Raw genomic sequence first — 25,853 nt, 5'->3', positions numbered from 1 at the left:
ACCCCGGTTCGGATTGGGGTGTGCGCTTCGGCCACCGATCCCCAGTCGCGCTGGCGCCTCGTCTTTTTCGCTTGCCGACGGCCCCTGCGACCGAACCTCGTTGGAAGATTCACTCACTTCAGGTCCTCCTCATCAGCGCGGACAATCCACTCGTGGAACTGTTCACCCTCGTGGCGCTGCTCCTTGAAATGATTGACGACGCGCTCGATGTAGTCACCCAGTTCTGCCGAGGTGACCTTGTGTCCGCGAACCTTGCGGCCGAAGTTGGCATCGAGCCCCAGCGAACCACCGAGGTGAACCTGGAAACCCTCGACACGGTTACCCTCATCGTCGGTGACAATCTGACCCTTGAGTCCAATATCGGCAATCTGTGTGCGGGCACAGGCATTCGGGCAGCCGTTGAGCGCAATGGTGATTGGGACATCGAGGTCGCCGAGACGTTCCTCCAAGTCGCCCACCAGATCGATTGCGCGCTGGCGCGTGGTGACAAGTGCGAGTTTGCAGAACTCCAGGCCAGTGCAGGCTAGGATGCCCCGCCGGAATGCGGAAGGCTTGGCAGACAGGCCAATTTCGTCGAGCTCAGCGAGCAGGGAGTCGACCTGGTCGTCGGCGACGTCGAGGAGAATGAGCTCCTTCATGACAGTGGTACGGACGCGGGAAACACCGTGGCGCTCGGCGATGTCGGCGAGCTTGACCAGGTCAGAGCCCGGAACACGGCCAACAGCGGGCTTCACACCGACGTAGTTGAGACCGTCGGCCTGCTTGTGCACACCGATGTGGTCACGGTCGCCCTCGAAAGGCTCGGGCGCGGGGCCGTCGATAAGCTTGCGGTTGAGGTAGTCGTCTTCGAGTACCTGGCGGAACTTCTCCGCACCCCACTCGGCAACGAGGAACTTCAGACGCGCGCGATTGCGCAGGCGACGGTAGCCGTAGTCACGGAAGATGCGGCACACGCCCGCCCATACCTCGGGAACCTCGTCCTCTGGGATCCAGGCGCCGAGACGCTGCGCGAGCATTGGGTTGGTGGAGAGACCGCCGCCGACCCAAACGTCGAAACCGGGGCCGTGCTCTGGGTGATTGACACCGACAAAGGCGACGTCCTGGACCTCGTGGGTGACATCGAGACGCGGGGAACCGGAAACTGCGGACTTAAACTTGCGCGGTAGGTTGGAGAACTCGTCGCCGGAGAGGTACTCGTCCTTGATGCGGCGAATAGCATTGGTGCCGTCGACGATTTCATCGGCAGCAACGCCGGCAACCGGGCTACCTAGGATAACGCGGGGAACGTCGCCGCAGCCAAAGTTGGTGTCGAGACCAACCCGCTCAAGGCGGTCCCAAATCTCCGGCATGTCCTCGACGCGGATCCAGTGCAGCTGGACGTTCTGACGGTCGGAGAAGTCCGCGGTGTCACGAGCGAAGTCGCGGGAAATCTCCCCGATGGTGCGAATACCCTCGGTGGTGGTCTGGCCACCATCGAGACGAACGCGGAGCATAAAGTACTTGTCCTGCAACTCGGCGTTAGTCTTCACACCGGTGTGCTCACCGCTAAGCCCCTGCTTGCGCTGGGTGTAGAGGCCAATCCACTTAAAGCGCGGAGCTAGGTCTTCCGCAGGGATAGAGTCAAACCCCTGCTTGGAGTAGATGTCGATAACACGCTGCTTAACGGCAAAGCCAGCATCTTCTTTCTTGATGCGTTCGTCGTCGTTAAGTGGCTCGCGGCCGTCGATAAGCCACTGTCCCTGCGGCTTCGGTGCACGCTTCTTACGTCGGGTAGCCGCTGCGGAAGCCGGACGCTCGGCGGTTTTCGTAGGAGAGCTCATGGGAATCTACCGAATCACTTTCGTTTTTGTTCTCGTTGACCGAATCAGAGTTGCTTGAATCAGCCCTGAACGAATTAGTTGCTAATTTTTATAGACCGGACGGTCTATGCAGTATTGCAGGCAACATTAGACCGACCAGTCTGGCTAGTGCAAGCCGGGGTATGCTCGGATACCTAGCGAACCCCCGCTTCGCCCACGTGGACACCGTTTTCTGCGCCCACTTTGACACCTCCAGAAGCATCCCCAGCCCCGCCATCAACCGAAGCCGGTGATGGAGATCCAGAACTAGACACATCAGCCGAGGAAGACTGAGAAGTCGACTCAAGTTGGACCCGCTGACGCAGACGCGGAAGAGTGTCATGCGACCGCGCCCACAGCACCAGTGCGACAACGCCAAAAGCCCAGACAAGCAGCACTGTTGCCAACACGCCGCCAGAAACCAGCGGCGAAAACAGTGTTCGAATATTCAGCCCGACCAACACGCCGCCGATCACAATTCCAAGCAGGCGCGGATTAATACGCCCCACCAGGTATGCAGCCAAAGGTGCAGCAATCACACCACCGCACAGCAAACCAATTACCGGCGCGGCATGCTGAGTAAACTCCTCCCGCAGCTTTGGCAAAAAGCCCAGCACAGAAGCTAGAGCGACAAGAAATTCCGCCGCCGAGACAGTACCGATAATCTTGCGCGGCTGATCAGCCTCAGCACCCAACAAAGTAGAGGTGGTAACAGGCCCCCAACCGCCGCCACCAGTGGAATCGAGCAGACCACCAAAGAGCCCCAGCGGAGCGAGCTTCTTCGCTCCCCAGGTCTTTTTCTTGCGCTTAACATTAGCCAGGAAGGCGAAGCGGATAATCACCCACAGGCCGAGAAAAAGCAAAATTGTCGAGGTCACAGGCGTCGCGGCATCACTATCCAGATTGGACAAAAAGGTCGCACCAACAAAGGCACCGATAGCGCCCGGCACACCAAGGCTCAGTGCGCGCCGCCAGTCGACATTGCCGAATCGCCAGTGCGAAATACCAGAGGCCAGCGTCGTGCCCACCTCCGCTACGTGAACTACCGCCGACGCAGTGGCAGCACTACTACCAGCAACAATAAAAAGTGAAGTGGCAGTGACACCGAATGCCATCCCCAGAGTGCCATCGACTAATTGCGCGCCAAGACCGATTAGCACGAAGACTATGAGTTTTTCCATGACAAGCCCTTCCCCGCTTACCCAACCAGAGCCTGCCGTTGCCACGACGTCCGCACGACAAGCTCTTTTAGACCTCGTTCAGCAGAAGCAATACGCAGCAAAACCCTCTCAAGCCAAAGCAGTGATTCTTGCGGTGTTTTGTGTTTGCTTTTTGTAGACCAGTTTGTCTATATTCTGTTTCAGCAAGCATAGACCGATTGGTCTACGATAAGCAATCGCGACAAAGAAAACGTAGAAAAAGGATTCCACTCAATGACCAACGACCAGACTGCAGCCCAGAACGCGGCCGCTTCCTCACTGCCCAATCTCGCCAACTCCACCACGCCACTGCGTGTAGCCGTGGTCGGCTCGGGCCCGGCCGGTATCTACGCCTCCGACGCACTGATGAAGTCCGGCCGCGACGTCGCCATCGACCTCTACGAGCGCCTTCCAGTGCCGTTCGGTCTCATCCGCTACGGCGTTGCGCCAGACCACCCGCGAATCAAGGGCATCATTAAGTCCCTCCACCGAGTGCTGGACAAGCCGCAGGTCCGACTTCTGGGCAACGTGGACGTCGGTAAGCAGGTCAGCGTCGATGAACTGCGCCAGTTCTACGACGCCATCATCTTCGCCACTGGCGCGACCGGCGACCGCGATCTGAATATCCCGGGCGCCGACCTGCCGGAGCACTACGGCGCGGGTGAGTTCGTAGGTTTCTACGACTCCCACCCGGAGTTCGCCCGCGATTGGGAACTCTCCGCTGAGTCCGTGGCCGTGGTCGGTGTCGGCAACGTGGGCCTCGACGTCGCCCGCATTCTCGCCAAGACTGCCGATGAGCTGCACGTCACCGAAATCGCCGACAACGTCTACGCTGGCCTGGCAAAGAATGCCGCCCACGAAATTCACGTCTTCGGCCGCCGCGGCCCGGCCCAGGCAAAATTCACTCCACTGGAGCTGAAGGAATTGGACCACTCCGACACCATTGAGGTTGTCGTGAATCCGGAGGACATCCAGTACGATGCCGCCTCCGAAACGTCCCGTCGTGAGTCCAAGATCACCGATCAGGTCTGTACGATTCTGGAAAACTACGCCATCCGCGAGCCAAAGGGCGCCCCGCACAAGCTCTTCATCCACTTCTTCGAGTCCCCGGTCGAAATCATCGGCGAGACCGGCGAGGATGGAGTACAGCACGTCAGCGCTATCCGCACCGAACGCACTGAACTCGACGGCGAGGGTGGCGTCCGTGGCACCGGCACGTTCACCGAATGGCCGATCGGTGCGGTCTACCGTGCAGTCGGCTACCGCTCCGACGCAGTCACCGGCGTACCGTTCGACACCGGCACCCACACCATCCCAGATGCCGGCGGACGCGTGCTTGACGACGTCGACGGCAACCACATCCAGGGTCTGTACACCACCGGCTGGATTCGCCGTGGCCCGGTCGGCCTAATCGGTAACACCAAGGGCGACGCCAACGAAACCGTCGGCAACCTCATCGCCGACTGGGAGGCAGGCCGCCTGGTCGCACCTGCAAAACCCACGCATAACGACATCGACGAGTTCCTGGCCAACAAGGGCCTCCAGGTCACCACCTGGGAGGGCTGGCACGCACTCGACGCCGCCGAACGTGCAGCGGGCGAAGCCGAAGGCCGCGAGCGCAAGAAGCTGGTCGAGTGGGCCGACATGGTTGCGGCCTCCACGGTCGTCGCAAAGCAGCCAGATGCCGATGACGTGGCCGAAGCTGTACACGAAGCGGTTGTGGAGACTGTCGCCAGCTAGCGTGTCGGGTCTAACCGGGCAGTTGATTGTGCACGTCAGTCGGTCTTCGGATTAGAGTTAATACATGGCTTATCATGCAGACTCATCCAACCTGGACGTCAAGGAAGTTCTGACCTGGGAAGGCTTCGGCGTCGCCTCCCGTGAACTGGCACAGCAGATTGTCGATTCGGGCTACGAGCCGGAGATTATTATCGCCGTGGCCCGCGGTGGTCTTCTACCTGCAGGTGCACTCAGCTACACCATGGGCGTCAAGCTCTCTGACGCCATTAACGTCGAGTTCTACACCGACGTGGCGGAGACCCTGCCGGATCCGGTTCTGCTGGAGCCGCTGCTGGACATCGAATCGATTTCTGAGCGCCGTCTGCTGGTCGTTGACGATGTCGCAGACTCCGGTCGCACGCTGCACCTGGTGCTCGATTTGCTTAAGACCCACGGTGCGGAAGTACGCTCCGCTGTGCTCTACGGCAAGTCCCGCTCGGAGATTGCACCGGACTATGTCTGGAAGCACACCGATGACTGGATCGTCTTCCCCTGGTCGGCCGAGCCACCGGTACAGAAGTCCAAGTAGATCAAGTAGCTTACGCACCATAGCGGGCAAACAAAAAGTGCGCTGCGGGGCCGGTTATGGCCGTACCGCAGCGCACACTACGTCGTCGAACTAGCCCAGTTCGACGACCTTAATCTTTGATGCCGCCTCCGATGCACGCTCACGGGCAGCATCGACAGAATCCGCGGTTGAAACAGCAACGCCCATGCGGCGACGCGGGCCAGCGACCGGCTTACCAAAGATACGAATATCAGTCTCCGGAATAGCCATGGCCTCCGTCAGCCCGGTGTAGCCCGGCTGCTCGATGTCAGCACCGCCGTAGACCACAGCGGAGGCTCCCGGGGACACCAGCGTGACGTCGATAGGCAGACCCAACACTGCACGCGCGTGCAGCTCGAACTCAGAGAAACGCTGGGTGCCCATGGTGACCATGCCGGTGTCGTGCGGACGCGGGCTGACCTCGGAGAACCACACCTCATCGCCGCGAACAAACAGCTCGACGCCGAAGATACCGCGACCGCCCAGCGCGTTGGTGATGCGCGCGGCGACAGAGCGCGCATTGTCCAGGGCGTTTTCACTCATGGCAGCCGGCTGCCATGACTCAACGTAGTCGCCGTCCTGCTGACGGTGCCCAATGGGCTCACAGAACCACGTTGCCCCCTCGCCGGTCTCCGGATCAACGGAGCGCACGGTCAGCAGCGTGATCTCGTAGTCGAAATCGACGAAGCCCTCCACGATGACGCGGCCGGACTCGACGCGGCCGCCACTCATGGCGTAATCCCACGCGGCCTGGACATCCTCCGGCGAACGCAGCGTGGACTGCCCCTTGCCCGAGGAACTCATGACCGGCTTGACCACACACGGGAAGCCAATCTCATCAACAGCTGCGGTGAACTCATCAAAGCTGGAGGCGAAGTGATAGCGGGAAGTCGGCAGCCCAACCTCTTCCGCAGCCAGACGGCGAATACCCTCTCGGTTCATGGTCAGCTGAGTCGCCCGTGCGGTTGGAATAACGGTGACGTCCAGCGTCTCGTCTTCCTCAACCTCTTCCAGCACCTCGGTTGCCAGGGCCTCGATCTCGGGGACGATGAAGTGGGGCTTGACCTCGAGAATCAGGTCCCGCAGTGCACTGGGGTCCGACATATTCAAGACGTAGGCGTGGTGAGCTACCTGGTGTGCCGGTGCATGCTCGTAGCGATCGGCAGCGTGCACCTCAACGCCAAGACGTTGGAAAGCAATGGTCACCTCCTTGCCGAGCTCGCCAGAGCCGAGCAGCAGAACTCGCGTCGCTCCCGGCTGGTACGGGGTTCCGGTGACTTCAGGGGTGAACATCGAGATAAACTCGCTTTCGTCTACGGCACGTACGCTGCACAACCAGCAGCTGTGAAATTGATTGTCTCCAGCATACGACAGCGAGCGTATTCACCGCGGCGGGCACGGGCGGGAACCTAGCGCGGGAACACCCGCTCAAACTCGACCAGCGCCGCACTCCGGTCAGCAGCCAAGACAACGTTCGCCTCAGCACCGGCAGAGTCTGCCACCACTTGACCGCGGCGTCCTGGCTCATCTGCAAAGGTTCGCTTATCGACGCCCACGAGACGCATCTTCTCCACTTCCCCTGTCACCGCACCGACGGCCACCATCGCAGCAAAGAGGTCATGGACCTGCGCCTTGTAACCGACCCCCACACCCTGGTGGAACTCAAAGTAGAACTTCAGCGAACGGCGCAGAACACGCAGCAGCTCCGGGTTCATACCGGCATCGCGCCAGAACTCAATTTCAACATCGCTGATAGTGATGGTCTCGGTGACATTGAGTGGAATCAACGTCGGCACCGGCGCACCTGCGGCGGTGGCGATACTGCGCACGGCATCCTCCGGGCGCTCGACTGCCACAGCGCCCGCGGTGCCGAAGACCTCGGTGACCGCGGTGGGGTCGACCCAGAAGTTCCATTCCGCAAACTCGGTAACGTTACCGTGGTACTCCACAGCACCGCCCATAATGGTTACGCCGTCGAGCTCCCGCATGAGTTCTGGGTACTTCTTCAAAGCGGCCACGTAGGTAGTCATAGGGCCAGTGACCAGCAGGTGCACCTTCTCCCCCGTCGACCGCGCCTGCTCGATGACCTGGCGCCACAGCGCCAGCGGATCCGTCGCTCCTCCGCGCCCCGGCTCGTAGATGACGGCCGGTGGCGCCAGGTTGTAGCCCAGCCCGTACGGGCCATGAGTCTCAGGCGTGGTAGTCAGCTCACGGTCAGCGGGCCCCTCGAAACCGCTGACAACCGGGACCTCCGGACAACCGCAGAGATTCAACATGTATTTTGTGTTGCGAGCGGACCATGCCGCAGTGGTGTTACCACCTGCGCAGGTCACACCCACCAGCTCAATCTCGCCTGCGGTATGCAACCCCGCGAGGTAGACGAGAGCAAGACTGTCATCGATACCCGTGTCAACGTCGGCAAGCACTTTCAAACGCGTCATAAGGTCAAGTGTGACACGAAACACGCTCGGCTCGCAGAGCTAAACCCGGGCAAAACAGGAATACAGACAAGTTTTCGCGGGTGCTAGCCGGATTTACTAGTTCGTCGCCATCCCTGCATCACCCACCGGAGCGGACTCCGGCAGCGGCATAGCCAGCTCGGTCAAGACCTCGCGCAGACGCGTCGGGTAGTCGGTAATGATGCCATCGACACCAGCGGCAATCTGCTCGCGCATGGTCTCCTTTTCATTCACCGTCCACGGCACCACCTTCATGCCAGCCTCGTGTGCGCGGGAAATCAGCTCCGGCGTGGCGACCGGGTGGTAGTCAGAATCCGACGGTGTCTTGCCGTAAGGAATGCTGTGCGTCGGTGAGAGCACCTGCACGCCGAGCTGCTTGGCGGCCTCGATAATGTCGCCATCGACCTCGTCGTAATTGACATCGCCGATCCAAGGAGAATCCTTCTTCCAGGTGGTCTCGTCCCACAGCATGACCAGTGGAATCTCCGGGTTCCGTTCCGCGACCAGCGGCAGCGAGCGCCAATCGAAGGACTGAATCATCACTCGATCAGCCACACCCGCGCGGTCAATCTCGTCGAGAATCACATCGACGAACTCCTGTGGTTCTGCCGAGTCAGCGCGCTTTTCGCCCTCAATCTTGGTCTCAATGTTGAAGTGGATGTCCTGGTTGTCCTTAGTTAGCTCGAACAGCTCCGGCAGGGTCATCATCCTGTTGCCCTTGATTGGCTCCGCATCCGGGAAGTCCTCGAGCTTCTTGTCGCAGACCAGGGTTTGTACCTGCTCATAGGTGAGGTCATGCACGAGCTTGCCGACGTACGGGTACTGCGGATCCCCCTCCGTCACTGGCTCGGTGTCCGAGCACTTATCGTCTTGGATCTCCGGATCGTGCCAGACCATAGGCACGCCATCCTTCGTCAGAACGATGTCCAGCTCCAACGTTGTAACGCCCAGCTCCAGCGAGTTGGCCATCGCCTGCTTGGACTCCTCCGTCCACTCACCACGACCACCACGGTGCGACTGCAGATCAAAACCCTCCGGCAACTTAGCCATCGCAGCCGGCCGCACATTCGCGGACGCATTCAGCTCAGCGACCTGCTGCTTTTCAAAGGTCTTCTCTTCGCTCGCCGTAGTGCTAACCGCGCTTGTACTGCTTGACGACGACACCGCGTCGTTGTCCGCATCATTGCTGCAGGCTGCAATAGGAGAAATAGCAAACGCACCCATAGCAATGGCCGCAATTGCGCGGCGTGTGCCGTGAGCACGTGAGTTCTGTGGCTGCTCTCTCTGCTCGGTCCGTTCGTCAAGGATGGAGTCAGATGAGTTGTGAGAAGACATGGCCGGTGATTTTCCTCTTTGGGCTTAGTATTAGCGACTTATGTTAGCGACTTCATAGCGACGGCATAGTACCGACAACAAAGTGTCGACAAACTACCGTCGGAGATTTTACGGAACACAGAAATCTACGTGAAATCTGTGTGTTGCGCCACTACTTTAAAACGGCTTGCCAGCACTCGCATCTGGAGAGAGCACGGGTTAGAGATTAATTTCCCTCTGCCTTTGGAATCTCACCTTCTTGAGCAACTTCTACCCCATCCCAGGAGTACGTAACGGGAGCGTTGTACTGGTCTTTAAAGGCGAAGGCACCGCCGTCTTCAATCATTTTATTGACATCGAAGAAATTGACGGTCACAGTTTTGCCATCGCCTTCGACCGAGTTGATTGTCCGCGGACCACCGGCGGTACCCACGTACTCGCCCTTATGAAACAGCAGCACTGCACCAGAGGTAGTTGAGTGGGTAATTTCATTCTGTACTGCTGAGGCAAAGGTCAACTCGCTGGTGGTATCCCAGTTCGTATTGTCCGTGACTGTCCAACCGCTGCCATTGCCACCTTCCATTGAGTTCAGGTCGGCAACCGCTTCTTCGAAAGACTCTTCCTGGATTGGCGCAGAAGAACCCCCATCGGTGTCGTTATCATCGACATCCGGATTGGGGGTATCTGCACTTTCACTGTCATCCTCGACAGTGGTGGTCGTAGTGATGGTGGTCGTTTCTTCATCTACCTGAGGAGCAGAGGTCGGTGCTGCAGTCTCATCAGTGGAGCAACCGGACAAAGCCACTACACCTGCGACCGCCGCGCTAACCAGCATCGACCCGCGACGAACTGAACGACCACTCATGGCTGGAACCTCTTCTGTTCTCTCAAGTTTTCTCAAGCACCTAGCTACGGCGGAGCATTACTTTTCTCATGTCCGACTCTGAATTGAGTTTACTTGGAAAAATTCAAGAGTCCCCGAGAGTGCCCAAGAATTCTCGAAAGCTCTCGAGAGTTCTCGGGAGCCGTTAGGAAGCGGGCTTCGCGCCGCCGGGAATCTTCCCCTCGTGGACGACGTGATCGCCGTTCCAGAAGAAGTGAACATTAGAGGTGAACTCCGCCGCATCAGCGTTCGGCGCACCTGCGGCCTCCTGGGCCTCCCAGTCGTGGTAGATGACTGAAATGTTCTTACCATCAGGGGTCGGCGTCACCTTGTTGATGTGCTGAGGCCGGTCAGAGTCCGTACCAATGAACTCACCCTTGTGGAACATCAACAACACAGTGGAGGACTGAGCGTTGCCCTGCTTGGCCTGATCTGCGAGAGCAAAGCTCAAATCGCTACACGGGCTGAAGTTGGAGGTGCCAGTGTACTTCCACCCATCATGGTTGTTCGGACGCTCCCTGTTGACCTTATCCAGGGCCGCCTGGATTTCAGGTGCAGCCGGGTTCGGGGTACAGCTATCCGCCTGCGCCGGAGCTGGAGCCGGTGCTGGTGCCGGAGCCGGTTTCGCCTGAGCCGCAGGAGCTGCAACTGCTCCACCTACTGCGGAGAAAACCATCGCGCCGGAAAGCACGGCGGAACTTGCCAGTCGTTGTACTCGGTGTCCTGTGTTTTGCATGAAAACCACACGCCTTCTGTCGTTTGGACTTCTGTCGTTGGACCACGCGGTGAGGCCTACGATACAAAAATGACTCTGAGATGCCAGGGTCAACTGACAATTCCCAGAGCCTTCTCGTGGTTAGCAAATGTTCTTTTTTACAGCAGCCAGCAGTTTCGGCACCGAAGATTTTTTATCTAACAGTTCGATAAAGCCGGGTCGAAAGCGGGACTATTTTCCGGTTAGTTCGCCACTGCCTCCAGATTAAGTGTCCAGCGCTAGTTGTCCAGCACGTCGTGAACAACGATGGTCTGGTCACGACCCGGGCCAACACCGATGTAAGAAATGCGAGCGCCGGAGAGCTCCTCCAGGCGGTTCAGGTAATCCTTGGCCTTGTCCGGCAGCTCATCGAAGGTGCGGCAGCCAGTGATGTCTTCGTCCCACGCAGGCATGGTCTCGTAAATCGGGACAGCGTGGTGGAACTCCGACTGGGTGAGTGGCATTTCGTCGTGGCGCACGCCATCAACGTCGTAAGCGACACAAATCGGAATCTCGCCGATACCGGTCAGGACGTCCAGCTTGGTGATGAACAGATCCGTGAAACCGCTGACGCGCGCGGCGTAGCGAGCCAGCACCGAGTCGTACCAACCACAGCGGCGCTTACGGCCGGTGTTGACCCCGACCTCACCGCCGGTGGTCTGCAGGTACTCGCCCCACTTGTCGAACAGCTCCGTCGGGAACGGGCCAGCACCGACGCGGGTGGTGTAGGCCTTCATGATGCCCAGCACCGAAGTGATCTTCGTCGGGCCGATACCGGTGCCCACGCAGGCACCACCAGCGGTTGGGTTCGAGGAGGTCACGAACGGGTAGGTGCCGTGGTCGACGTCGAGCATGGTGGCCTGGCCGCCCTCCATGAGGACGTGCTTGCCGGCATCCAAAGCCTGATTGAGCTCAAACTCCGAGTCGATAATCATCGGACGCAGGCGGTCGGCGAAGCCCATGAAGTAATCAAAGACCTCATCCGGATCGATGGCGCGACGGTTGTACAGCTTGACCAGAATCTGGTTCTTCTGAGCCAGCGAAGACTCAATCTTCTGGCGCAGAATCGACTCATCCAGAATGTCCTGGACACGCAAGCCCGTACGGCCGACCTTGTCGGCGTACGTCGGGCCAATACCGCGGCCAGTGGTGCCGATAGCGCGCTTACCCAGGAAACGCTCGGTCACCCGGTCCAGCGTCTGGTGGTACGGAGCAACCATGTGGGCATTGCCGGAAACGCGCAGGCGGGAGGCCTTTGCACCGCGAGCTTCAAGGCCATCAATCTCGTCGAAAAGCGCCTCGAGGTTGACCACACAGCCATTACCGATAATCGGCACAGCGTTTTCCGACAGCACACCCGCCGGAAGCAGCTTCAGCTCGTACTTCTCACCGCCGACGACAACGGTGTGGCCGGCGTTATTGCCACCGTTGGGCTTGACGACGTAGTCAACGCGGCCACCGAGAATATCGGTTGCCTTGCCCTTGCCCTCGTCGCCCCACTGGGCACCGACGATAATGATTGCGGCCATAGTCCTACTTCAACTCCTGGGATTGCAGACGACGCATTAGAGTGTAGTCCTATGCGTATTGTTGTGCTGCAGTGTGGCCCCGATGTACCCGCGTTTTCCCAATTGCTCCGCCAATCATGGTCTATATCAGCACCGTCCGCACCATCAGCACCAGCTACTCCGGCACTACCCGCCTATGCGCTTCACGACGTCGCGATGATCCCCGCCCGCAAGGAGCTGGCTTTCATCGACGACCTGGCCAAGGACGTACTGCCTATCGATACAGCACCGACGCCGGAGGAAATCTCCAAGCAGAAAAAGGTCGACCACTTAGGCGCTCCGCAACCCGCTCCGCAAAAGCCGAGCGAGCCGTTGCGAATTGTGGTCGTTGGCACCGACGCGGCACTGGCTGCCGTGGCAACCTACCTGATGCGCAAGAACCTCCTGTGGATTGAACTGGCACATGTCCCCACCGCCCCCTCGACCGCGGCCAAAAACTGGGGCATCGAAGGAGGAGAAGGACTCGATGCGACGGCCGCGCTCACACGCCCGACGATGCCAGTGCCACTGATCCGCGATGACACCGGGCACGCAATTGTTGGTTACGTCCTACTGACAGAGCCAGGAATTACCGGAGTGTCCTCGGAAAACGGGTTTACTGGCGAGGTCTATGTCGACGAGCATCAGATGTTCTCCGGCACATCCACCGGCCTGCAGATTCGCCCTACCCCCGACGCCCCGGGCATCGTTGCGGCCGAAGTTCCGGCGCCGGACGCGGAAGTCGGTAACGAGGATGGAGGCAACAAAGGCCTGCTGAGCCGACTCGGATTGGGTCGCGGTGGCCGTCGTAAAGCGAAAGAAGCCCCGTCCCGCGAGCTGCACCGCCCGATGACGGGTCGGGCAGTTCAGGTTGGTGGCCTGAGCTTCCGTTACGTACGCGATGGCGTAGAGTCGCGAAAGCCGCGCGAGAAAACAACTCTGTACCGACACCTCCGCGACTTGCAGATTGTGCACTAACTGCGTCGGGGGGGGCAATAGCCACGGTCTGTCTGCGAGAAAGTGGCCTGCATGAAAGTGGCCTGCGCGATAGTTCGAGTACAGATAACATTTGAATGTTAAAGCCACTGCCTCGATAGGACAGCATCATGACTGACAACACCCCACGGTTACGCGCTGGCGACCAAGCCCGCCACACTGCGCTGGAACGCTTGGAATGGGCATTCCGCGATGGCCAGATTGACTTTGCGGAACTGCAGGAGCGCACCGAGAAAGCCCAAAAGGCAACGTACATTGATGAGTTGCCCGCATTGACACAGGACTTGTCGCTGCCCGCGAACCTGGCCGAGCCGACTCCACATGCGCACCCAACCCCTAACCTGCGCCCGAACCTGCACAGCGTCCCGGACGAGCACCATTCAGTGGCACCGAATGCAGCCAACGATCATCAGCCAGCTCGGATTGATAGCTCCGCCGCGGCAACCGGTTCGAAGCTCTCCATCGGCATCTTCGGCGGCACCGACAAGAGAGGCCCTTGGACGTGCGCTCCCACGCACACCACGGTGGCGGCCTTCGGCGGGACTGGCTTGGATTTCCGCGAGGCCATCCTGACCGCGGAAACCACTGTCGTCAACATTGGCTGCGCCTTCGGTGGAGTCGACGTCATTGTCCCCGACCACTACCAGGTTGATGTCGACGTGCTCCCCATCTTTGGCGGCACGGATGTTACTGGAAAACCGGGACGCAACCTACCCGCTCCTGGCGCCGGACAGGCTCCGAAAATTATTGTGCGCGGCTTTGTCGCTTTCGGTGGCGTCGAGGTCAAGCGCGTACCGCAGTAGAGCAGGTTGCAGTAGCACGGGGCAGTAGAGCGTACCGCAGTAACCGACTGACGCCTAGCGAGCCGCTACTCGCCCACTCCTCACCGGCTACTCGTCCCATACCTCCGGCGGCATTGCTGGGAACGGCGTCGTCGGCGGCAGCGTTGCCACGGCTGAACGTCTGGACAGGCCACACACCTGCAACAGGTCCACCACCAATGAGCGGGACTGCGCAAACACGACCTGCTCCGATAGCGTTGCGTCCTCGATGACGCGCGGGTGCATTTTCGCTGCTAGACGACGCAAGTACCGAACCACATCTTCAAGCTTGACCTCTCCGGATCCCTCGGAAAGCTGGACGATAGCGATGTCGCCGGATTCGAAAGGCAACTCGCCCCACTCTGGGATTCGGCGCACGGCGGCTTCGTCGTCAAGCACATGACTGACCAGGCGCGTGCCTTCAGATACGCCGAGAACAAGCCCACACAGTTCGGGCGAGAAGTCGATGTGGTCCTCCCGGGCTGTGATAGCGCGACGCGCGAGCACACGGATGTTGCGCATGGCGTTGTCGACAGGATGAACCATGCGTGACAGCGAGTGGATTCGATCCCGGGAGCGCCAGAGCAACGGGGAGATGCGGACCTGCTCGCCCGCGTCGGCAACGGTGCGGTCCATCAGCGAGACCTGCGCCTGCATGGAGCGAACCACGCTCAGTGCGGTGCGGATGCGATCGGTGTCGCCCTCTTTCATGCCGATGCCGATGTCATAAAGTACGTCTGCACCCATGTCGAGGACCTTGGCCACCTTGCGGCGAGCACCCGCCAGCGGGCTTCGCGGCAATACCATGAGCACAATAATGCCCACCACACCACCGACGAGAGCATCGATCATTCGGTAATAAGAACCAGCGGTGCCCGGCGGAATAATGGTGGCGATGAGCACGGCTGAAGATGCCGCTTGGTTCACCACAAGCGGGCCTCGACCGACAAACACGCCGATGATCATGGCGACAAACACACCGACGGTCAGCTGCCAAATACCCGAGCCGAGGATGGAGATAATCACATCACCAATGCCGACTCCCAGCGAGGCACCGAGCACCAACTCAACAGAGTGCTTCAGGCGAGGACCTGCGGTCATCACATTGAGGCTGATGAAAGCGGCCATCGGCGCGAAGAACGGGTTGGGGTGCCCCAGTACCTCAAGCGCGAACCAGTAGGCCAACCCGGCGGCTAGCGTCGCCTGGACAATAAGCATCCAGCGGGAGCGCACACGGGCAACGGCATGGAGGAAACGCGTGCGGGGCCTCACTTTCTGACGCAGCTTGTTTGCTGCGCGGGAGGCCGGATGTAGGTACGTATTGCGAAAATCTTGGAAATCCGGGCGCGGATTATCCTCGACGAATTGCGTTTCCTTAGCTTCGACGAGATCGCCGACATGCGCGGGAGCAATGTCCTCAAGATCCCTGGCAGCTGCGGCATCCTTATCTTCCCCACCAGCGATGCCAGCCATGCCGAAGTCACCATCCTCATATGAAAAACTGTGCACTTTTTATGTACCCGATGTGCTGTTGTGCACTTTTATGCGCTCGCTGAATCTCTGTGCACGATTAAAGACCCAACTCTGGCAGCGCGGATTCATCACTGTCACGCAGCAACGCCATCATGCGACCGAATTCATCATCCTCGCCGATAGCCTTAGCAGCCTTAGCCAACGCCGCGAAGGCGCGGAGCACACCACGATTGGGCTCGTGCTCCCATGGAATCGCTCCGAACCCCTTCCAGCCGTTTCCGCGCAGCAGGTCCAGACCGCGGTGGTAACCAGTGCGGGCGAAGGCATAGGCCTGAATCTCCTGACCTTCGGACAAGGCACTTTCAGCCAAGTCTGCCCACGCCTGGGAATCGCGCGGGCATGCGCGAACCACGGCCTCCGGGCTTGCGCCACCGTTGCGGGCAGCAACGGCCTCGTCAAGAACGGGGAGCTTCACGGGAGCAGGAGCCATCATGTCATTGAGTTTCATGCGTCCTATTGTGCCAGGCATGACGTGCCGATGGCAGGATCTAGGCATGCGACTCTCTGTTGGTAAGGGGCGGGCACAGCGTGGTGGCGCGGGCGTCGGCAAGCGCCAGATGACGACGAACTAGCGTTCCCCGACTACTCCGGGCAGCTCGGCTTCGTCGAATCCAACGACTCACCATTTTCCAGCTTGGTCGCAACAAAATCGGCCACTCGGGCACATGCTTCCATCAGCATCCAACCCGACAGCTGGACAGAGAGGTCACGCTCCTTAATCGCCGAACCGCGAACCGCGCCACCGACTGATTGCGCAACCGAACCGCCCTGTGGGAACTGAGCATTGTCGTTCCAATCTGCGGGGAAAAGCGGCAGGCCATCGACCTCGAGGCGGTGGTACCAGCACTTTTCCCCCGACGCCAGAACCAGTCGGCGAGCAATGCGGGCTGCCGCGCGATTCATGCGATTGTCTCCAGGCAAACGCACCGCCGCATCGGCGAGGTATCGCACGAGGATGCCGTTGAACAGACCACCATCGCCGCCACCGGCACCGGCGATGACATTGTCGGTGGTCGCCAAATCCTTTGCCACCGCGTGGATGAGGTTTTGCACGCGCGTGAAATACTTCGTCGCCTGTTCCCGCTGGCCGTGCGCCCGAAGCGCAAGTCCCACTTCAAGGCAAGCGCCAATCATGACACCCTGGTTGTACGTAAACATGCCCTTCTGCACCACGGCACCTGCCATGGACAAGCGAATGCCGTCGTAGAGCAGACCTGAGTCCGCCAAAAGGTTGGCGTAAACCCAGTCGATAAGTTCCTCTGCCTCCTTGATACGACCAGCCCGGGCCAGAGCGATGGCTGCAGGACCGTTCGAGGGGACGTTGAAAAAGAGGTCCTGCTCACGCCACGGCAGCACACCCGTGGACTCCTGCCGACCATCGCCCAAGCATGAAATCAGCCGCGCTGTCGTCTTCTTGGGCACCGATGCGCCGAGGACAGCGTCGGCACGCCCGAGCGCCAACGCCATCCACGCGCGATCGTCATAGTACTTGTTCTTGGTCAGCAGCGTGAGGTTGCGAATGCGGATACCCCGAGTGGTCTGGCGGATAGCGCGGTACTTCTCCTTAGAGGGCACGCGCTTGGCTGCGTCTACCAGACAGTCGAGATACTGCGCCTGCCACCAGTAATGCCAGTTGATGAAGACCTTATGTCGCAGCGGCGCGGGCCAGGAAGCCATTGCCAGATTCGTGCCCGGAAGACCCCACAGCTTCGCCGCATGACGGTTGCGAATCGCCTGCTCAGCCACGTCCGCGCGATAGGCCCACGTTTCGGCCTCCGGACGCGACATTTTTAGAACCACTGGCTCTCCTTAAAACGGCTGTGAAACAGCTCTAAAACAGCCTTTCGAAATAAAACACCTAAGCAGACAATTACCAGGCCGCGGTGATGTCTGCATGAGTACGAATCCAAGAGTGCATGGCAATACCCGCCGCTACCCCCGCATTTATCGAACGCGTCGATCCAAATTGGGCAATCGACACCGTCAGGTCCGCCGCCTGCTGTGCTTCTTCAGTCACTCCCGGCCCCTCCTGGCCGAAGAGCAAAAGACAACGCTCGGGCAACTCAACGGTTTCGATGGGTACGGAGCCCGGCACGTTGTCCACGGCCACCACAGCCAGGTCATGCTCGCGCGCCCAGCTAATGACCTCCGACACCGTCTCGTGGTGCAGCAAGTGCTGGTAGCGGTCAGTCACCATCGCGCCGCGACGATTCCAACGCTTGCGCCCCACGATGTGCACGGCCTCCACCAGGAAGGCATTTGCGGTGCGTACCACGGTGCCGATGTTGGAGTCATTCTCAAAATTCTCGATGGCGATGTGCAACGGATGACGACGCTTATCCAGCTCCGCGACGATAGCCTCCATCGTCCAGTAGCGGTAAGCATCGACGACATTGCGTCGGTCGCCCTCATCCAAAAGCTGCTCATCGTATTCTGGGCCGGTCGGCCGAGGTTCGTTCGGGTGCTCCTGCTCCCACGGCCCCACCCCGACACGAGCCTCAAACCACTCCGTCGGCCCCTTCCCGGGCTCAGGCGCGGTCAAGAGTCAACAGCCCCTCGACCAGGAACAACTGCGCCATGGTGTAGGTGTCCATCACTGCAGCATTCAGAAGCTTGCCGACGACGCCCTCCTCCGCAAACATCTTTCGAGCCATCAGTAGCGTGTCGGAGATGAGGAACAGGTTGCCACCGTGACCTAGGCCGTAGGTGGCATCGGCAATCGGCAGGCCGGTCTGCTCATCAGTTCCGACAGCACCGGCCCCCTCCAGCAGTACCGGGTCATCGGCCAGTGCAGAAGTCACGGCCAGCAGCGGACCGTATCCAACTGCAGCGGGCAGCGCCTCTGGCTTTACAGCACCGACCAGCGGTACCGAACCAGCCCACAGTGGGAAGCGAATGGCAGCACGCAGCGCGCTAATGCGAGCTCCGGCACGCCACAGCAGCACGTGGTAGGCAACCTGGTTAACTGCGAACGGCACAGAACCGCGGTTCAGGTTCGGCTTGTTCGGCATGAGAATCAAGTCGCCCAACCAACCGCCGGCGAGGCCGATGAGCAGGGTGGTCGTCGTGAAGCGAGACGTCTCGTGGCGACGGCGCCAAACATTGGCCGCTAACAGTGGCATGAGGACAGTCTTGGAAACTCGACGTGGAGTCTCCCAGCCGAAGGCGCTGGAGACAACGTTGACCGCACTGGCGGCAATGTAGCCGGCGCGTTCCGGGGCACGGCGGGTGTCGGAGCTTGCGCTGGCGATACCGACGAGTGCGCCGAGGCCCTCGCCCGTGCGACGCACAAACATGTCAGCGACGGTTTCCTTGGTGCCGGGGAGTTTGGTCGTAGTGAGCTTGGACAAGAGTCCTGCACGCTTGGTAGTCATGGGGATGTTCCTCTTTCGTGGGACTGCGTTGGGGCGGATGAGCTGGGTGAGGCTCAGTGAGTTGAGTGAGGCTCGGTAAAAGCTCTAGCGCTCAGATTCTTAGGCCAGGCCCAAGTCATCCAAACCGAGCAGGTAACGGTACTCCAGGCCTTCACCCTTGATGACCTCGTCGGCGCCCGTCGCGCGGTCAACCACAGTGGCTACACCGACAACCTCGGCGCCGGCCTCGCGTAGGGCAGCTACGGCGGTCAGCGGCGAGTTGCCCGTCGTGGTGGTGTCCTCAACAACCAGGACCTTCTTGCCCACAATGTCCGGCCCCTCAATGCGGCGCTGCATGCCGTGCTTCTTGGCTTCCTTGCGTACTACGAAGGCATCAATCGGACGTCCTTCGGCGTGCATGACAGAGGTGGCCACCGGATCCGCGCCAAGCGTCAGACCACCGACGTGCGCGTAGTCCCAGTCGGCAGTGAGCTCCCGTAGCAGGGAACCAATCAGGCGCGAGGCCTCATGATGTAGGGTGGCGCGGCGCAGGTCAACGTAGTAGTCAGCCTCACGTCCAGACGACAGCGTGACCTTGCCATGGACAACCGCCAGCTCCTTGACCAGCTCGGCCAAACGCTGCAGCTTCTCCTGATTGACATTGCTCGTGTGGGTGCTCATCTGAGGTTGTCTCCTAAATAAACGACTGTGTGCTCAAGGATATGTCTGGTTCTACTCGTCCGCGGAATCAGGGGTTGCGCCTTTGTCCTCGGATACAGATTCGGTGGGGTTGTCGCTGCTGTCGAGGTCTGGGGCGGCGTCGGTAAAAATACTGGCGGGCTTCACATTTGATCGCACTACACGTCCCCGGCTCGAGCGCATTCGGCTATGTTCGGGATCCTCACCAAGCGCAGGAATCTGCTGGCCAGAATCCCCAATGTCCTCCGACTCACCAACGTTTGCCCCCATCTTTCGTGCCGTTGACCGCGAAGGCAGCGCCGTCGGATCAAGCGGTATATCCCGCGTAGGGCGCCACGACGAGCCGTCAATCGCCTGCACCACCGTGGGTTGTGCATTGCTTTGCGACGACCACTGCGAATCATCCGTGGTTGCATCCACGGTGGCAGCAGACGAGGACGAAGGAGAATCTGCGTAAACAATTTCCTCAACGTCCAGCGGCTCTTCGCCCTTGCTATTCTGCGCGCTGTGACTCTGGGCATGCCCGTTCTGTGAGCTGAGATCCTGCGATTCGTGGTTAGCAGAACCGTTGCGACGCTGGTCTGGTACCGCGTGCAAGTGCCCACGCCCGGTTCCATCCGAAATCAAGGAACCAGAGTCAACGGACTGCTCGGTGAGCTGCAAACGAGTGGGATCCCACTGATTTGTGTCCGGAGCGACAGTTTCGCCTTCCGCCGGTGGCAACCTGCGCGCAATGTCGGAGAAGTCCGACAGCGATGCCAGTGCACCGTCCCAGTCCTCTGGCACTGAATTATCAATCAGCTGAGCCAAGGACCAGGAGTTTTCGGACCACATGCGGGTAATGGCCGGGTGCACGTCGGCAAGTATGCGGGTTGCACGGTCGTCGAAGATGCGATGAATGAGCTCTGGGTCGGTAGCTGCGACTACCAGGCCGGCTTCGGTGGCTACGTGAGGCAGCGTCGTGCCGCCGCTGCGGCGCAGCTCGAAAACCTCATCGCTGGATACAGAGCGGCGGATGGCGATGGTGGTGATGCCACCGACATCGGCGAGGTGCATTTCCCGGCCAAAGGCGAAACCGGAGACCACGGCCTTGGCATCGCCGTCTGGCGTGCGCTGCCAGTACGACGGCAGCTCATGGTCCACACGGTTGTAGACAGAATTACGTTCCTGCGCCCAGGCCTTCCGCAAGTGACGCACCCGGCGACCGCTGATACGTCGACGGACAGGAGCCACTGACTTCTGCTGGGCGCGCTGCGGTTGCGCGCGCTGGGTGGGCTCTGTGGGCTGGGCGGGTTGGGTGACCTGAGTGGCCTGGGCGTGCGCCGCAAAATCGGATGATTGCGGCACTTCGCCGGTCTCGGTATTTTCGACCGACGCAGCCTGGAATTCTGTACCGTCAACAGTTCCAGTGCGAGCGTCAGCAGCGGTGGTGCTGTTGGCCTCTGTGGCACTGGTGTCGCCCACTAAACCTGTCTCGGGCTCATCCACGGTATCAGTATCTTCGGCAGTCACTGACTCGGCTGATTCCGCGCCAGACCCTGTGCCAAACTCCGTGCCGGACTCCGCGTCACTTCGGAGAGACCCGTCCGTTCCCGCATTCAGGTCAGCTGCTGTTCCCGATGTTTCGGAAGCCCCCGAGTTTTCTGTTGCTTCGGACATTTCAGCAGGGGCCGCCGATTCGATTCCCGAGACAGATTCAGGCTCCGCCGGCATCATTTGCCCAGCTGAAGTACCCAGTTCTATCGTCGAAAACTCAGTTTCAGGGTCAACTTCAGCGGCACCATCAGTCTCAGCGACAACCTCAGAGTCAGCGCCAGCTGCGACATTCGGTCTCACCACAGAAGCTGTCTCAGAGCTGCCCTGCTCTGAAGAATCCGGCTGTTCGGGCACAACATCTTCTGCCGCCACACCGGTTACTTCGCCGGCGAAGTCCGAGGGCTCGTCGTAAAGCGATGGCGACGAAGGAGACGCCACAGCAGTCTCACTTGTGCTGCGACGGCGGCGGTCGACAACGAACAGCGCGACTGCGGCGATGATGAGGATCGCTGCGAGGGTGAATACTAGGGGAATCATTAATCTCCTAGCTTAAGCCAGAAGCCGTTCTATTTGGTCAGCGACAATATGCCGTCCCCCGTCTGGCGCAATGCCAATGCCCGAGGCGAGAGCGTACAGGACTCTCTAGAACCGTAAGGGCGAGGGGAAATATCCACATGGACGACACATCAGGGGTTCCCTGGGGGGGTCGCCCTGCCCCGGACACATGCGAGTCCGGCGCCGCTTAGAAACGGACGATAGGCAGGCTCGGATTGCCAGCCCACTGGGACCAGCCTCCGACATACAGCGAGGCGTCAGTAATGCCCGCTTCTTCCATGGCCTGAATGAACAGTGAGGAATGAAGACCGGAACCGGAGTAGACCGCTACATTACGACCGGCTTCGATACCGACGGAGACAAAGCGCTCACGGAGCTGCTCAACAGGCAGGAAGGAGCCGTCGGCATTTTGCAGACTGCGAGCCGCCAGGTTCACGGCACCCGGGATGTGACCTGCCTGCAGATCGACGCGCTCACTGCGGCCTTCAAAGCGGCTGGGCTCACGCGCATCCACCAAAATTCCACGTTCAGACCAGGTGCGTACGTCGTCGAGGCTGGCAACAGGCATATTGCCCTCGCTCACCGCAATCGTTCCAGGCTGCGGCAGATTGCCGGGACCGAAGGCAGTCTCGTTTCCATCTGCTTCCCAAGCAGCTAACCCGCCGGTGAGGACACGCACATTCTCCAGACCCGCCCAGCGCAGAATCCACCAAGCACGTGACGCGAACAGCCCATCGCCCGCGTCGTAGACGATCACCAGATGCTCCGAGCGGACTCCCCAACGACGGACGGCATCGCGCACACGCTCGATATCCGGCAGCGGGTTGCGACCAGCTTCTCGGCTGGGAACACCCGCTAGATCCAACTCGGGATCACAAAACACGGCCAGAGGGATGTGAGCCGTAGCGTAGGAGTCATATGGTTTTTTAGCGCGCGACCAGCGTGCGTCAACGACGACGATGCGACCGCCACCGGCAATCTTGTCACGAAGCTCTTGTACCGAGATGGATGTTGTCATAATCCTGGATTCTAAATCGATTGACTTGGTAGCGCGATATGTACGTTATTAAAACTAGGAGCTCGGGAAGATGTCTGAAGATGCTGCCCACCTGGCCGTTTTCATCTCAAACGCAGGCCATGGAATCGGCCGTGCCACCGCAGAAAAACTGCTTTCCTGCGGCTAAACCGTCGGAGTTGTTGACGTCTCTGCTCGAAAATGTCAGCACTGACGGCACCAAGCGCATGGGTATTCGCATCACACCAGCTGATGTCGCCAACGCAATCGTCGACTGCATCAACCAGAAACAGGGCACGATTACTAAGGCTGACTTCCCCGTCAGCCTGCCGACAAAACTGCTGCACTATGCCGCCAGCGTCGGTGCCCCTTTCCTCAACCGCTTCATTAATGCAAAGCTGACTACGAAACGGAAGATCAGCCTCTAAGCCAGGACCCCGCTCCCTACCCGACTACCCACCGGGATCCTGTCCCGTCTCGCCATTGCCATCCGCTGTGTCCCCCCGCCCGTTTCTCTCGCGCTTTACGACGCAACCAGCGCCCCGGACTATCGAACGTATCGGGGTCCTCATTGGATTCCGCTTTTCGGTTTCCTTCCTTGCCTTTCGGGGCCACCCAGACCACACGATTAGTAGAGGCCGGCTCGCACTCCCCACTACCCCCGTCCCCTTCGTCAGTTCCTAGAATCGCCGGCACCTCATCCGGCCGAAGCGTCCACCAAGCATTTTCATCACATCGAGCATCATCGATCTTTCGATGCGTACCCGGATCAACCAACGTGAGATTATCCAGATCAGTGCCACCACCGGAAGACCACGACTGCACATGGTGAACATCACACATAGCTCCCGGAGTGCCCACGCCCGGCGCGGAGGAGCCTCCTTCCTCTCCAAGAAGGGCCAGATACTGTGGCAAAGTCCCCAGCCTGCGGGACCGACCAAAGTACAAGGTCTGTCCCTCATTCCCCAAGACTTGGAGGAACGAATTTCTATCAACCATCTGTTGCACGGCCTGACTAATGGAAATTCGCACTCCCGCATCAGAGACCGCTTTGCCCGATCCAGGAAGTACAAAATCTTTCCCATCAGGCAAGGAGACTCCAGCTAGCGCTGCCACATCTGCGATATGCGCGACGGTGACCACCGATGTCGTCCCCCGCGCCGGCTGAAGGTCACCGCCTGGTTGAAAGCCCCCATTCACCGCCGCTTCCACGGCATCATGAAAACGCTGCTCCGGATTCCGCTGGTCATCGGCACCTTCTTCGAGTAACCCGCCAGGGCGCGCATGATCCGCCTGCAGCCTTTTGAGCACCGCTGCAAACGAAGGCGTAACCACACCGCTCAACCGGCTCATGCCGTCCGGCCCCTGAGCACCGATTTTTAGGCTTCGTTTCCGAGCGCGGTCCTCATCCGTATACGGGTCATCAACCCCCAACATCGCCCGCAGGCGGTTCGGCAATTTATTGAGATCATCAACACGGATTTTGTCCACTAAATCTGCAATGTGCTTGTCCAGCAGCCTAGACAGCTGTGCATGCTCCGTTGCCGGCAGCTCACGAACGGCTTTGTCAATCTTCGAAACAGCATCCGCACCGACAACACCTTCCTCAACTTTCTGACGAAGGTTCGGCATTCGCACATCCTCATTCGCCGGAGCAAACGGATCAACATTCCTACTCAGGCGCCCTACGACGTTGATACGCTGCCTCGCTTCTGCTCGCGAGATTCGCATCTCCTGCGCTAGCCACGCAATCTGTCGATGCTCCGCGCTGGGCATCCGCCCCTTCATGGTCTCCACATAAGTCGCATCAATTACTGCGAGTCGTTTTCGCGCTTTCTCAATCGACTTATATGCATCGTGCGCATGATCCGGCGCAAGTACTTCGAAGTTCTCTACGATGACTGTCGACAGAGCTTCAAACTGCGCAACCGCATCTAAAACCTGAGATGTCGAAAGCGGTCCACTGCCATTTGGCACCGATGGTGTAGACATTTCCCCCACCCCCTTTTTAAAACGCTAGCAATCCGAATCCCCAAATGGACTAACTAATTTCCCTCCCCCACATTATCGCACACCCATTCGGCGCCCCACAACCCCTCAGCCAACTTTTTCGAATCTTTTTCCGAAACACTGCCGCGCTTCCAGAGCTTGAATACCCCACCATCCGCCCTAAAAACCCGACCAACCCGCCCCCCAAAAAAAGAACTGCACCCGAAAGCCTAAAACCGCACCACCATCACATCGTGGTCCGGGAAGCTCGAGCGCCCCACTAGCTCAAACCCCGCCTTCACATAAGCTTTCGCCGCCCGCGGGTTGGCATCATGGACAGCCAGACTAACCCCCGGGTACCCCAGCTCACGCGCATACTCAAGAAGCCCCGCAATCATCGGCTGCGACAGCCTGCGTCCGACCACACCCGGACGCAGCGCAATCGCTACTTCAGGAATCCCATTTTCCACAAAACCGTACCCCGGATCGTCCTTCGTAAACGTACGCAGCCAGGCCGCCCCCACCGGCACTTCATAGCCCTCGCATTCTTCGCTTGACGACGAATCCCCGCGCTCCAACCATTCCGCCTTAATGGCGGCCGCGCTGTAGGCGACCTCGCGAGAAACTCTCGGCTCAAATGGGTCAGTGCGGGTCATGTCGCTACTGAGCGACTCGAGGTCAGCGTCGTCAAGCGAAGTGGCGAAAAGGATAACCCCGCCCTGACTCGCATCCCATTGGTCGACGTATTGGCGCCTCGTGACTACATAATCTTCCGGCAGTGGCTGACTTTCATCTCCGAACGTTTCCGTTAGTTCGTCCATCCAGGCAATGAAGGGGCGGTCGGAGTCTGTCGCTGGTCGCCACTGAAAGTTAGTCATACTTGCGCACTATACCGGCACACTCCAGACCGACCGGAATGCAACAAGCCCACACGATCGGCCGCAGGGGACATAAACCCGGACAACAAAAGCACAAAAAAGGGGCGGTTCAGGAGAAAACTCTCCCAAACCGCCCCAACAAACGGACAGCCTGCTGA

At 59.6% G+C, this 25,853-nt stretch carries 23 protein-coding genes; 5 read left to right on the top strand and 18 right to left on the bottom strand.

Translation table 11 applies throughout. The features are described from left to right. Positions 1-113: 113 nt before the first annotated feature. On the bottom strand, positions 114-1,820 hold the full coding sequence (locus I6J19_RS04025; RefSeq protein WP_038626734.1) for a nitrite/sulfite reductase: 1,707 nt from the start codon (positions 1,818-1,820) through the stop codon (positions 114-116). Positions 1,821-1,993: 173 nt separating this feature from the next. Next, positions 1,994-3,019 carry a sulfite exporter TauE/SafE family protein gene (locus I6J19_RS04020; protein WP_038626735.1) on the bottom strand — a complete coding sequence of 342 codons (1,026 nt, stop codon included), beginning with the start codon at positions 3,017-3,019 and terminating at the stop codon, positions 1,994-1,996. Positions 3,020-3,271: 252 nt separating this feature from the next. Here I6J19_RS04020 and I6J19_RS04015 point away from each other — a divergent pair, with 252 nt between their 5' ends. Together I6J19_RS04015 and I6J19_RS04010 are read left to right on the top strand one after the other, a co-directional pair. Next, positions 3,272-4,777, top strand: a complete 1,506-nt coding sequence (locus tag I6J19_RS04015) for an FAD-dependent oxidoreductase (RefSeq protein WP_038626737.1) — start codon at positions 3,272-3,274, stop codon at positions 4,775-4,777. Between the two features lie 64 nt (positions 4,778-4,841). Beyond that, positions 4,842-5,345 carry a phosphoribosyltransferase gene (locus tag I6J19_RS04010; protein WP_038626740.1) on the top strand — a complete coding sequence of 168 codons (504 nt, stop codon included), beginning with the start codon at positions 4,842-4,844 and terminating at the stop codon, positions 5,343-5,345. Positions 5,346-5,435: 90 nt separating this feature from the next. Here I6J19_RS04010 and purT read toward each other — a convergent pair whose 3' ends face one another. From purT to I6J19_RS03980, 6 genes are all read right to left on the bottom strand, one after another. Further along, entirely contained in the window at positions 5,436-6,656 is a 1,221-nt protein-coding gene (gene purT / locus I6J19_RS04005; RefSeq protein WP_049181106.1) for a formate-dependent phosphoribosylglycinamide formyltransferase, read from the bottom strand. Positions 6,657-6,772: 116 nt separating this feature from the next. Beyond that, positions 6,773-7,804, bottom strand: a complete 1,032-nt coding sequence (locus tag I6J19_RS04000) for a nucleoside hydrolase (protein WP_038626744.1) — start codon at positions 7,802-7,804, stop codon at positions 6,773-6,775. Positions 7,805-7,900: 96 nt separating this feature from the next. Next, complete coding sequence (locus I6J19_RS03995; RefSeq protein ID WP_038626746.1) at positions 7,901-9,157, bottom strand: glycerophosphodiester phosphodiesterase family protein; 1,257 nt, start codon at positions 9,155-9,157, stop codon at positions 7,901-7,903. Positions 9,158-9,362: 205 nt separating this feature from the next. Next, a complete protein-coding gene (locus I6J19_RS03990) occupies positions 9,363-10,001 on the bottom strand; it encodes an LppP/LprE family lipoprotein (protein WP_038626748.1) in 639 nt (212 codons plus the stop codon). A gap of 163 nt (positions 10,002-10,164) precedes the next feature. Beyond that, entirely contained in the window at positions 10,165-10,755 is a 591-nt protein-coding gene (locus tag I6J19_RS03985; RefSeq protein ID WP_038626750.1) for an LppP/LprE family lipoprotein, read from the bottom strand. Between the two features lie 257 nt (positions 10,756-11,012). Then, positions 11,013-12,302, bottom strand: coding sequence for an adenylosuccinate synthase (locus I6J19_RS03980; RefSeq protein WP_038626752.1), 1,290 nt, complete (start codon positions 12,300-12,302; stop codon positions 11,013-11,015). Positions 12,303-12,353: 51 nt separating this feature from the next. Here I6J19_RS03980 and I6J19_RS03975 point away from each other — a divergent pair, with 51 nt between their 5' ends. After that, positions 12,354-13,298 (top strand): hypothetical protein, encoded by a 945-nt coding sequence (locus tag I6J19_RS03975; protein ID WP_235191272.1) that lies wholly within the window; start codon positions 12,354-12,356, stop codon positions 13,296-13,298. Positions 13,299-13,426: 128 nt separating this feature from the next. Beyond that, positions 13,427-14,119, top strand: a complete 693-nt coding sequence (locus tag I6J19_RS03970; RefSeq protein WP_038626755.1) for a DUF1707 SHOCT-like domain-containing protein — start codon at positions 13,427-13,429, stop codon at positions 14,117-14,119. 87 nt (positions 14,120-14,206) lie between these two features. Here I6J19_RS03970 and I6J19_RS03965 read toward each other — a convergent pair whose 3' ends face one another. The 8 genes from I6J19_RS03965 to I6J19_RS03930 form a co-directional block, all read right to left on the bottom strand. Continuing rightward, positions 14,207-15,610 (bottom strand): FUSC family protein, encoded by a 1,404-nt coding sequence (locus I6J19_RS03965; RefSeq protein WP_038629203.1) that lies wholly within the window; start codon positions 15,608-15,610, stop codon positions 14,207-14,209. A 97-nt stretch (positions 15,611-15,707) separates the two neighbouring features. Further along, entirely contained in the window at positions 15,708-16,118 is a 411-nt protein-coding gene (locus I6J19_RS03960) for a DUF3151 domain-containing protein (protein ID WP_038626757.1), read from the bottom strand. Positions 16,119-16,252: 134 nt separating this feature from the next. Beyond that, positions 16,253-17,470 (bottom strand): glycoside hydrolase family 76 protein, encoded by a 1,218-nt coding sequence (locus I6J19_RS03955; RefSeq protein ID WP_005510131.1) that lies wholly within the window; start codon positions 17,468-17,470, stop codon positions 16,253-16,255. 70 nt (positions 17,471-17,540) lie between these two features. Further along, complete coding sequence (locus I6J19_RS03950) at positions 17,541-18,212, bottom strand: TrmH family RNA methyltransferase (RefSeq protein ID WP_038626765.1); 672 nt, start codon at positions 18,210-18,212, stop codon at positions 17,541-17,543. Continuing rightward, positions 18,199-19,044, bottom strand: coding sequence for a lysoplasmalogenase family protein (locus tag I6J19_RS03945; RefSeq protein ID WP_038626767.1), 846 nt, complete (start codon positions 19,042-19,044; stop codon positions 18,199-18,201). The genes I6J19_RS03950 and I6J19_RS03945 overlap by 14 nt, the downstream gene beginning before the upstream one ends. Positions 19,045-19,143: 99 nt before the next feature. Beyond that, positions 19,144-19,704: an orotate phosphoribosyltransferase gene (pyrE, locus tag I6J19_RS03940; RefSeq protein ID WP_038626769.1), complete on the bottom strand. Its 561-nt coding sequence runs from the start codon at positions 19,702-19,704 to the stop codon at positions 19,144-19,146. Positions 19,705-19,755: 51 nt separating this feature from the next. Then, complete coding sequence (locus I6J19_RS03935; RefSeq protein ID WP_038626771.1) at positions 19,756-21,795, bottom strand: type III secretion system chaperone family protein; 2,040 nt, start codon at positions 21,793-21,795, stop codon at positions 19,756-19,758. A gap of 205 nt (positions 21,796-22,000) precedes the next feature. After that, positions 22,001-22,831 carry a sulfurtransferase gene (locus I6J19_RS03930; RefSeq protein ID WP_070432065.1) on the bottom strand — a complete coding sequence of 277 codons (831 nt, stop codon included), beginning with the start codon at positions 22,829-22,831 and terminating at the stop codon, positions 22,001-22,003. A gap of 131 nt (positions 22,832-22,962) precedes the next feature. Between I6J19_RS03930 and I6J19_RS03925 the strand changes: the two genes are divergently transcribed. Next, a complete protein-coding gene (locus I6J19_RS03925) occupies positions 22,963-23,256 on the top strand; it encodes an SDR family oxidoreductase (RefSeq protein ID WP_187402509.1) in 294 nt (97 codons plus the stop codon). Positions 23,257-23,272: 16 nt separating this feature from the next. On the opposite strand, the gene I6J19_RS03920 is transcribed toward I6J19_RS03925, so the two are convergent. Both I6J19_RS03920 and I6J19_RS03915 read right to left on the bottom strand, forming a co-directional pair. Then, positions 23,273-24,820 carry an HNH endonuclease signature motif containing protein gene (locus I6J19_RS03920; RefSeq protein WP_235191273.1) on the bottom strand — a complete coding sequence of 516 codons (1,548 nt, stop codon included), beginning with the start codon at positions 24,818-24,820 and terminating at the stop codon, positions 23,273-23,275. Positions 24,821-25,047: 227 nt separating this feature from the next. Beyond that, positions 25,048-25,695 carry a GNAT family N-acetyltransferase gene (locus tag I6J19_RS03915; protein WP_038626776.1) on the bottom strand — a complete coding sequence of 216 codons (648 nt, stop codon included), beginning with the start codon at positions 25,693-25,695 and terminating at the stop codon, positions 25,048-25,050. Positions 25,696-25,853 lie beyond the last annotated feature (158 nt).

Source organism: Corynebacterium amycolatum, assembly GCF_016889425.1.
In the GTDB taxonomy this organism is placed as follows: domain Bacteria; phylum Actinomycetota; class Actinomycetes; order Mycobacteriales; family Mycobacteriaceae; genus Corynebacterium; species Corynebacterium amycolatum.
The sequence above is the reverse complement of the archived record's forward strand: the minus strand, read 5'-3'. Positions and strand labels throughout refer to the sequence as shown.

Bases quoted from the DNA above. Each gene is read 5' to 3' on its own strand.
- I6J19_RS04000 (WP_038626744.1), bottom strand. From the start codon at position 7,804: ATGACGCGTTTGAAAGTGCTTGCCGACGTTGACACGGGTATCGATGAC.
- pyrE (WP_038626769.1), bottom strand. From the start codon at position 19,704: ATGAGCACCCACACGAGCAATGTCAATCAGGAGAAGCTGCAGCGTTTG.
- I6J19_RS03990 (WP_038626748.1), bottom strand. From the start codon at position 10,001: ATGAGTGGTCGTTCAGTTCGTCGCGGGTCGATGCTGGTTAGCGCGGCG.
- I6J19_RS03985 (WP_038626750.1), bottom strand. From the start codon at position 10,755: ATGCAAAACACAGGACACCGAGTACAACGACTGGCAAGTTCCGCCGTG.
- I6J19_RS03960 (WP_038626757.1), bottom strand. From the start codon at position 16,118: ATGAAACTCAATGACATGATGGCTCCTGCTCCCGTGAAGCTCCCCGTT.
- I6J19_RS03935 (WP_038626771.1), bottom strand. From the start codon at position 21,795: ATGATTCCCCTAGTATTCACCCTCGCAGCGATCCTCATCATCGCCGCA.
- I6J19_RS03975 (WP_235191272.1), top strand. From the start codon at position 12,354: ATGCGTATTGTTGTGCTGCAGTGTGGCCCCGATGTACCCGCGTTTTCC.
- I6J19_RS04020 (WP_038626735.1), bottom strand. From the start codon at position 3,019: ATGGAAAAACTCATAGTCTTCGTGCTAATCGGTCTTGGCGCGCAATTA.
- I6J19_RS03945 (WP_038626767.1), bottom strand. From the start codon at position 19,044: ATGACTACCAAGCGTGCAGGACTCTTGTCCAAGCTCACTACGACCAAA.
- I6J19_RS03965 (WP_038629203.1), bottom strand. From the start codon at position 15,610: ATGGCTGGCATCGCTGGTGGGGAAGATAAGGATGCCGCAGCTGCCAGG.
- I6J19_RS04015 (WP_038626737.1), top strand. From the start codon at position 3,272: ATGACCAACGACCAGACTGCAGCCCAGAACGCGGCCGCTTCCTCACTG.
- I6J19_RS03915 (WP_038626776.1), bottom strand. From the start codon at position 25,695: ATGACTAACTTTCAGTGGCGACCAGCGACAGACTCCGACCGCCCCTTC.
- I6J19_RS04025 (WP_038626734.1), bottom strand. From the start codon at position 1,820: ATGAGCTCTCCTACGAAAACCGCCGAGCGTCCGGCTTCCGCAGCGGCT.
- I6J19_RS04010 (WP_038626740.1), top strand. From the start codon at position 4,842: ATGGCTTATCATGCAGACTCATCCAACCTGGACGTCAAGGAAGTTCTG.
- I6J19_RS03980 (WP_038626752.1), bottom strand. From the start codon at position 12,302: ATGGCCGCAATCATTATCGTCGGTGCCCAGTGGGGCGACGAGGGCAAG.
- I6J19_RS03970 (WP_038626755.1), top strand. From the start codon at position 13,427: ATGACTGACAACACCCCACGGTTACGCGCTGGCGACCAAGCCCGCCAC.
- I6J19_RS03930 (WP_070432065.1), bottom strand. From the start codon at position 22,831: ATGACAACATCCATCTCGGTACAAGAGCTTCGTGACAAGATTGCCGGT.
- I6J19_RS03920 (WP_235191273.1), bottom strand. From the start codon at position 24,820: ATGTCTACACCATCGGTGCCAAATGGCAGTGGACCGCTTTCGACATCT.
- I6J19_RS03995 (WP_038626746.1), bottom strand. From the start codon at position 9,157: ATGTCTTCTCACAACTCATCTGACTCCATCCTTGACGAACGGACCGAG.
- purT (WP_049181106.1), bottom strand. From the start codon at position 6,656: ATGTTCACCCCTGAAGTCACCGGAACCCCGTACCAGCCGGGAGCGACG.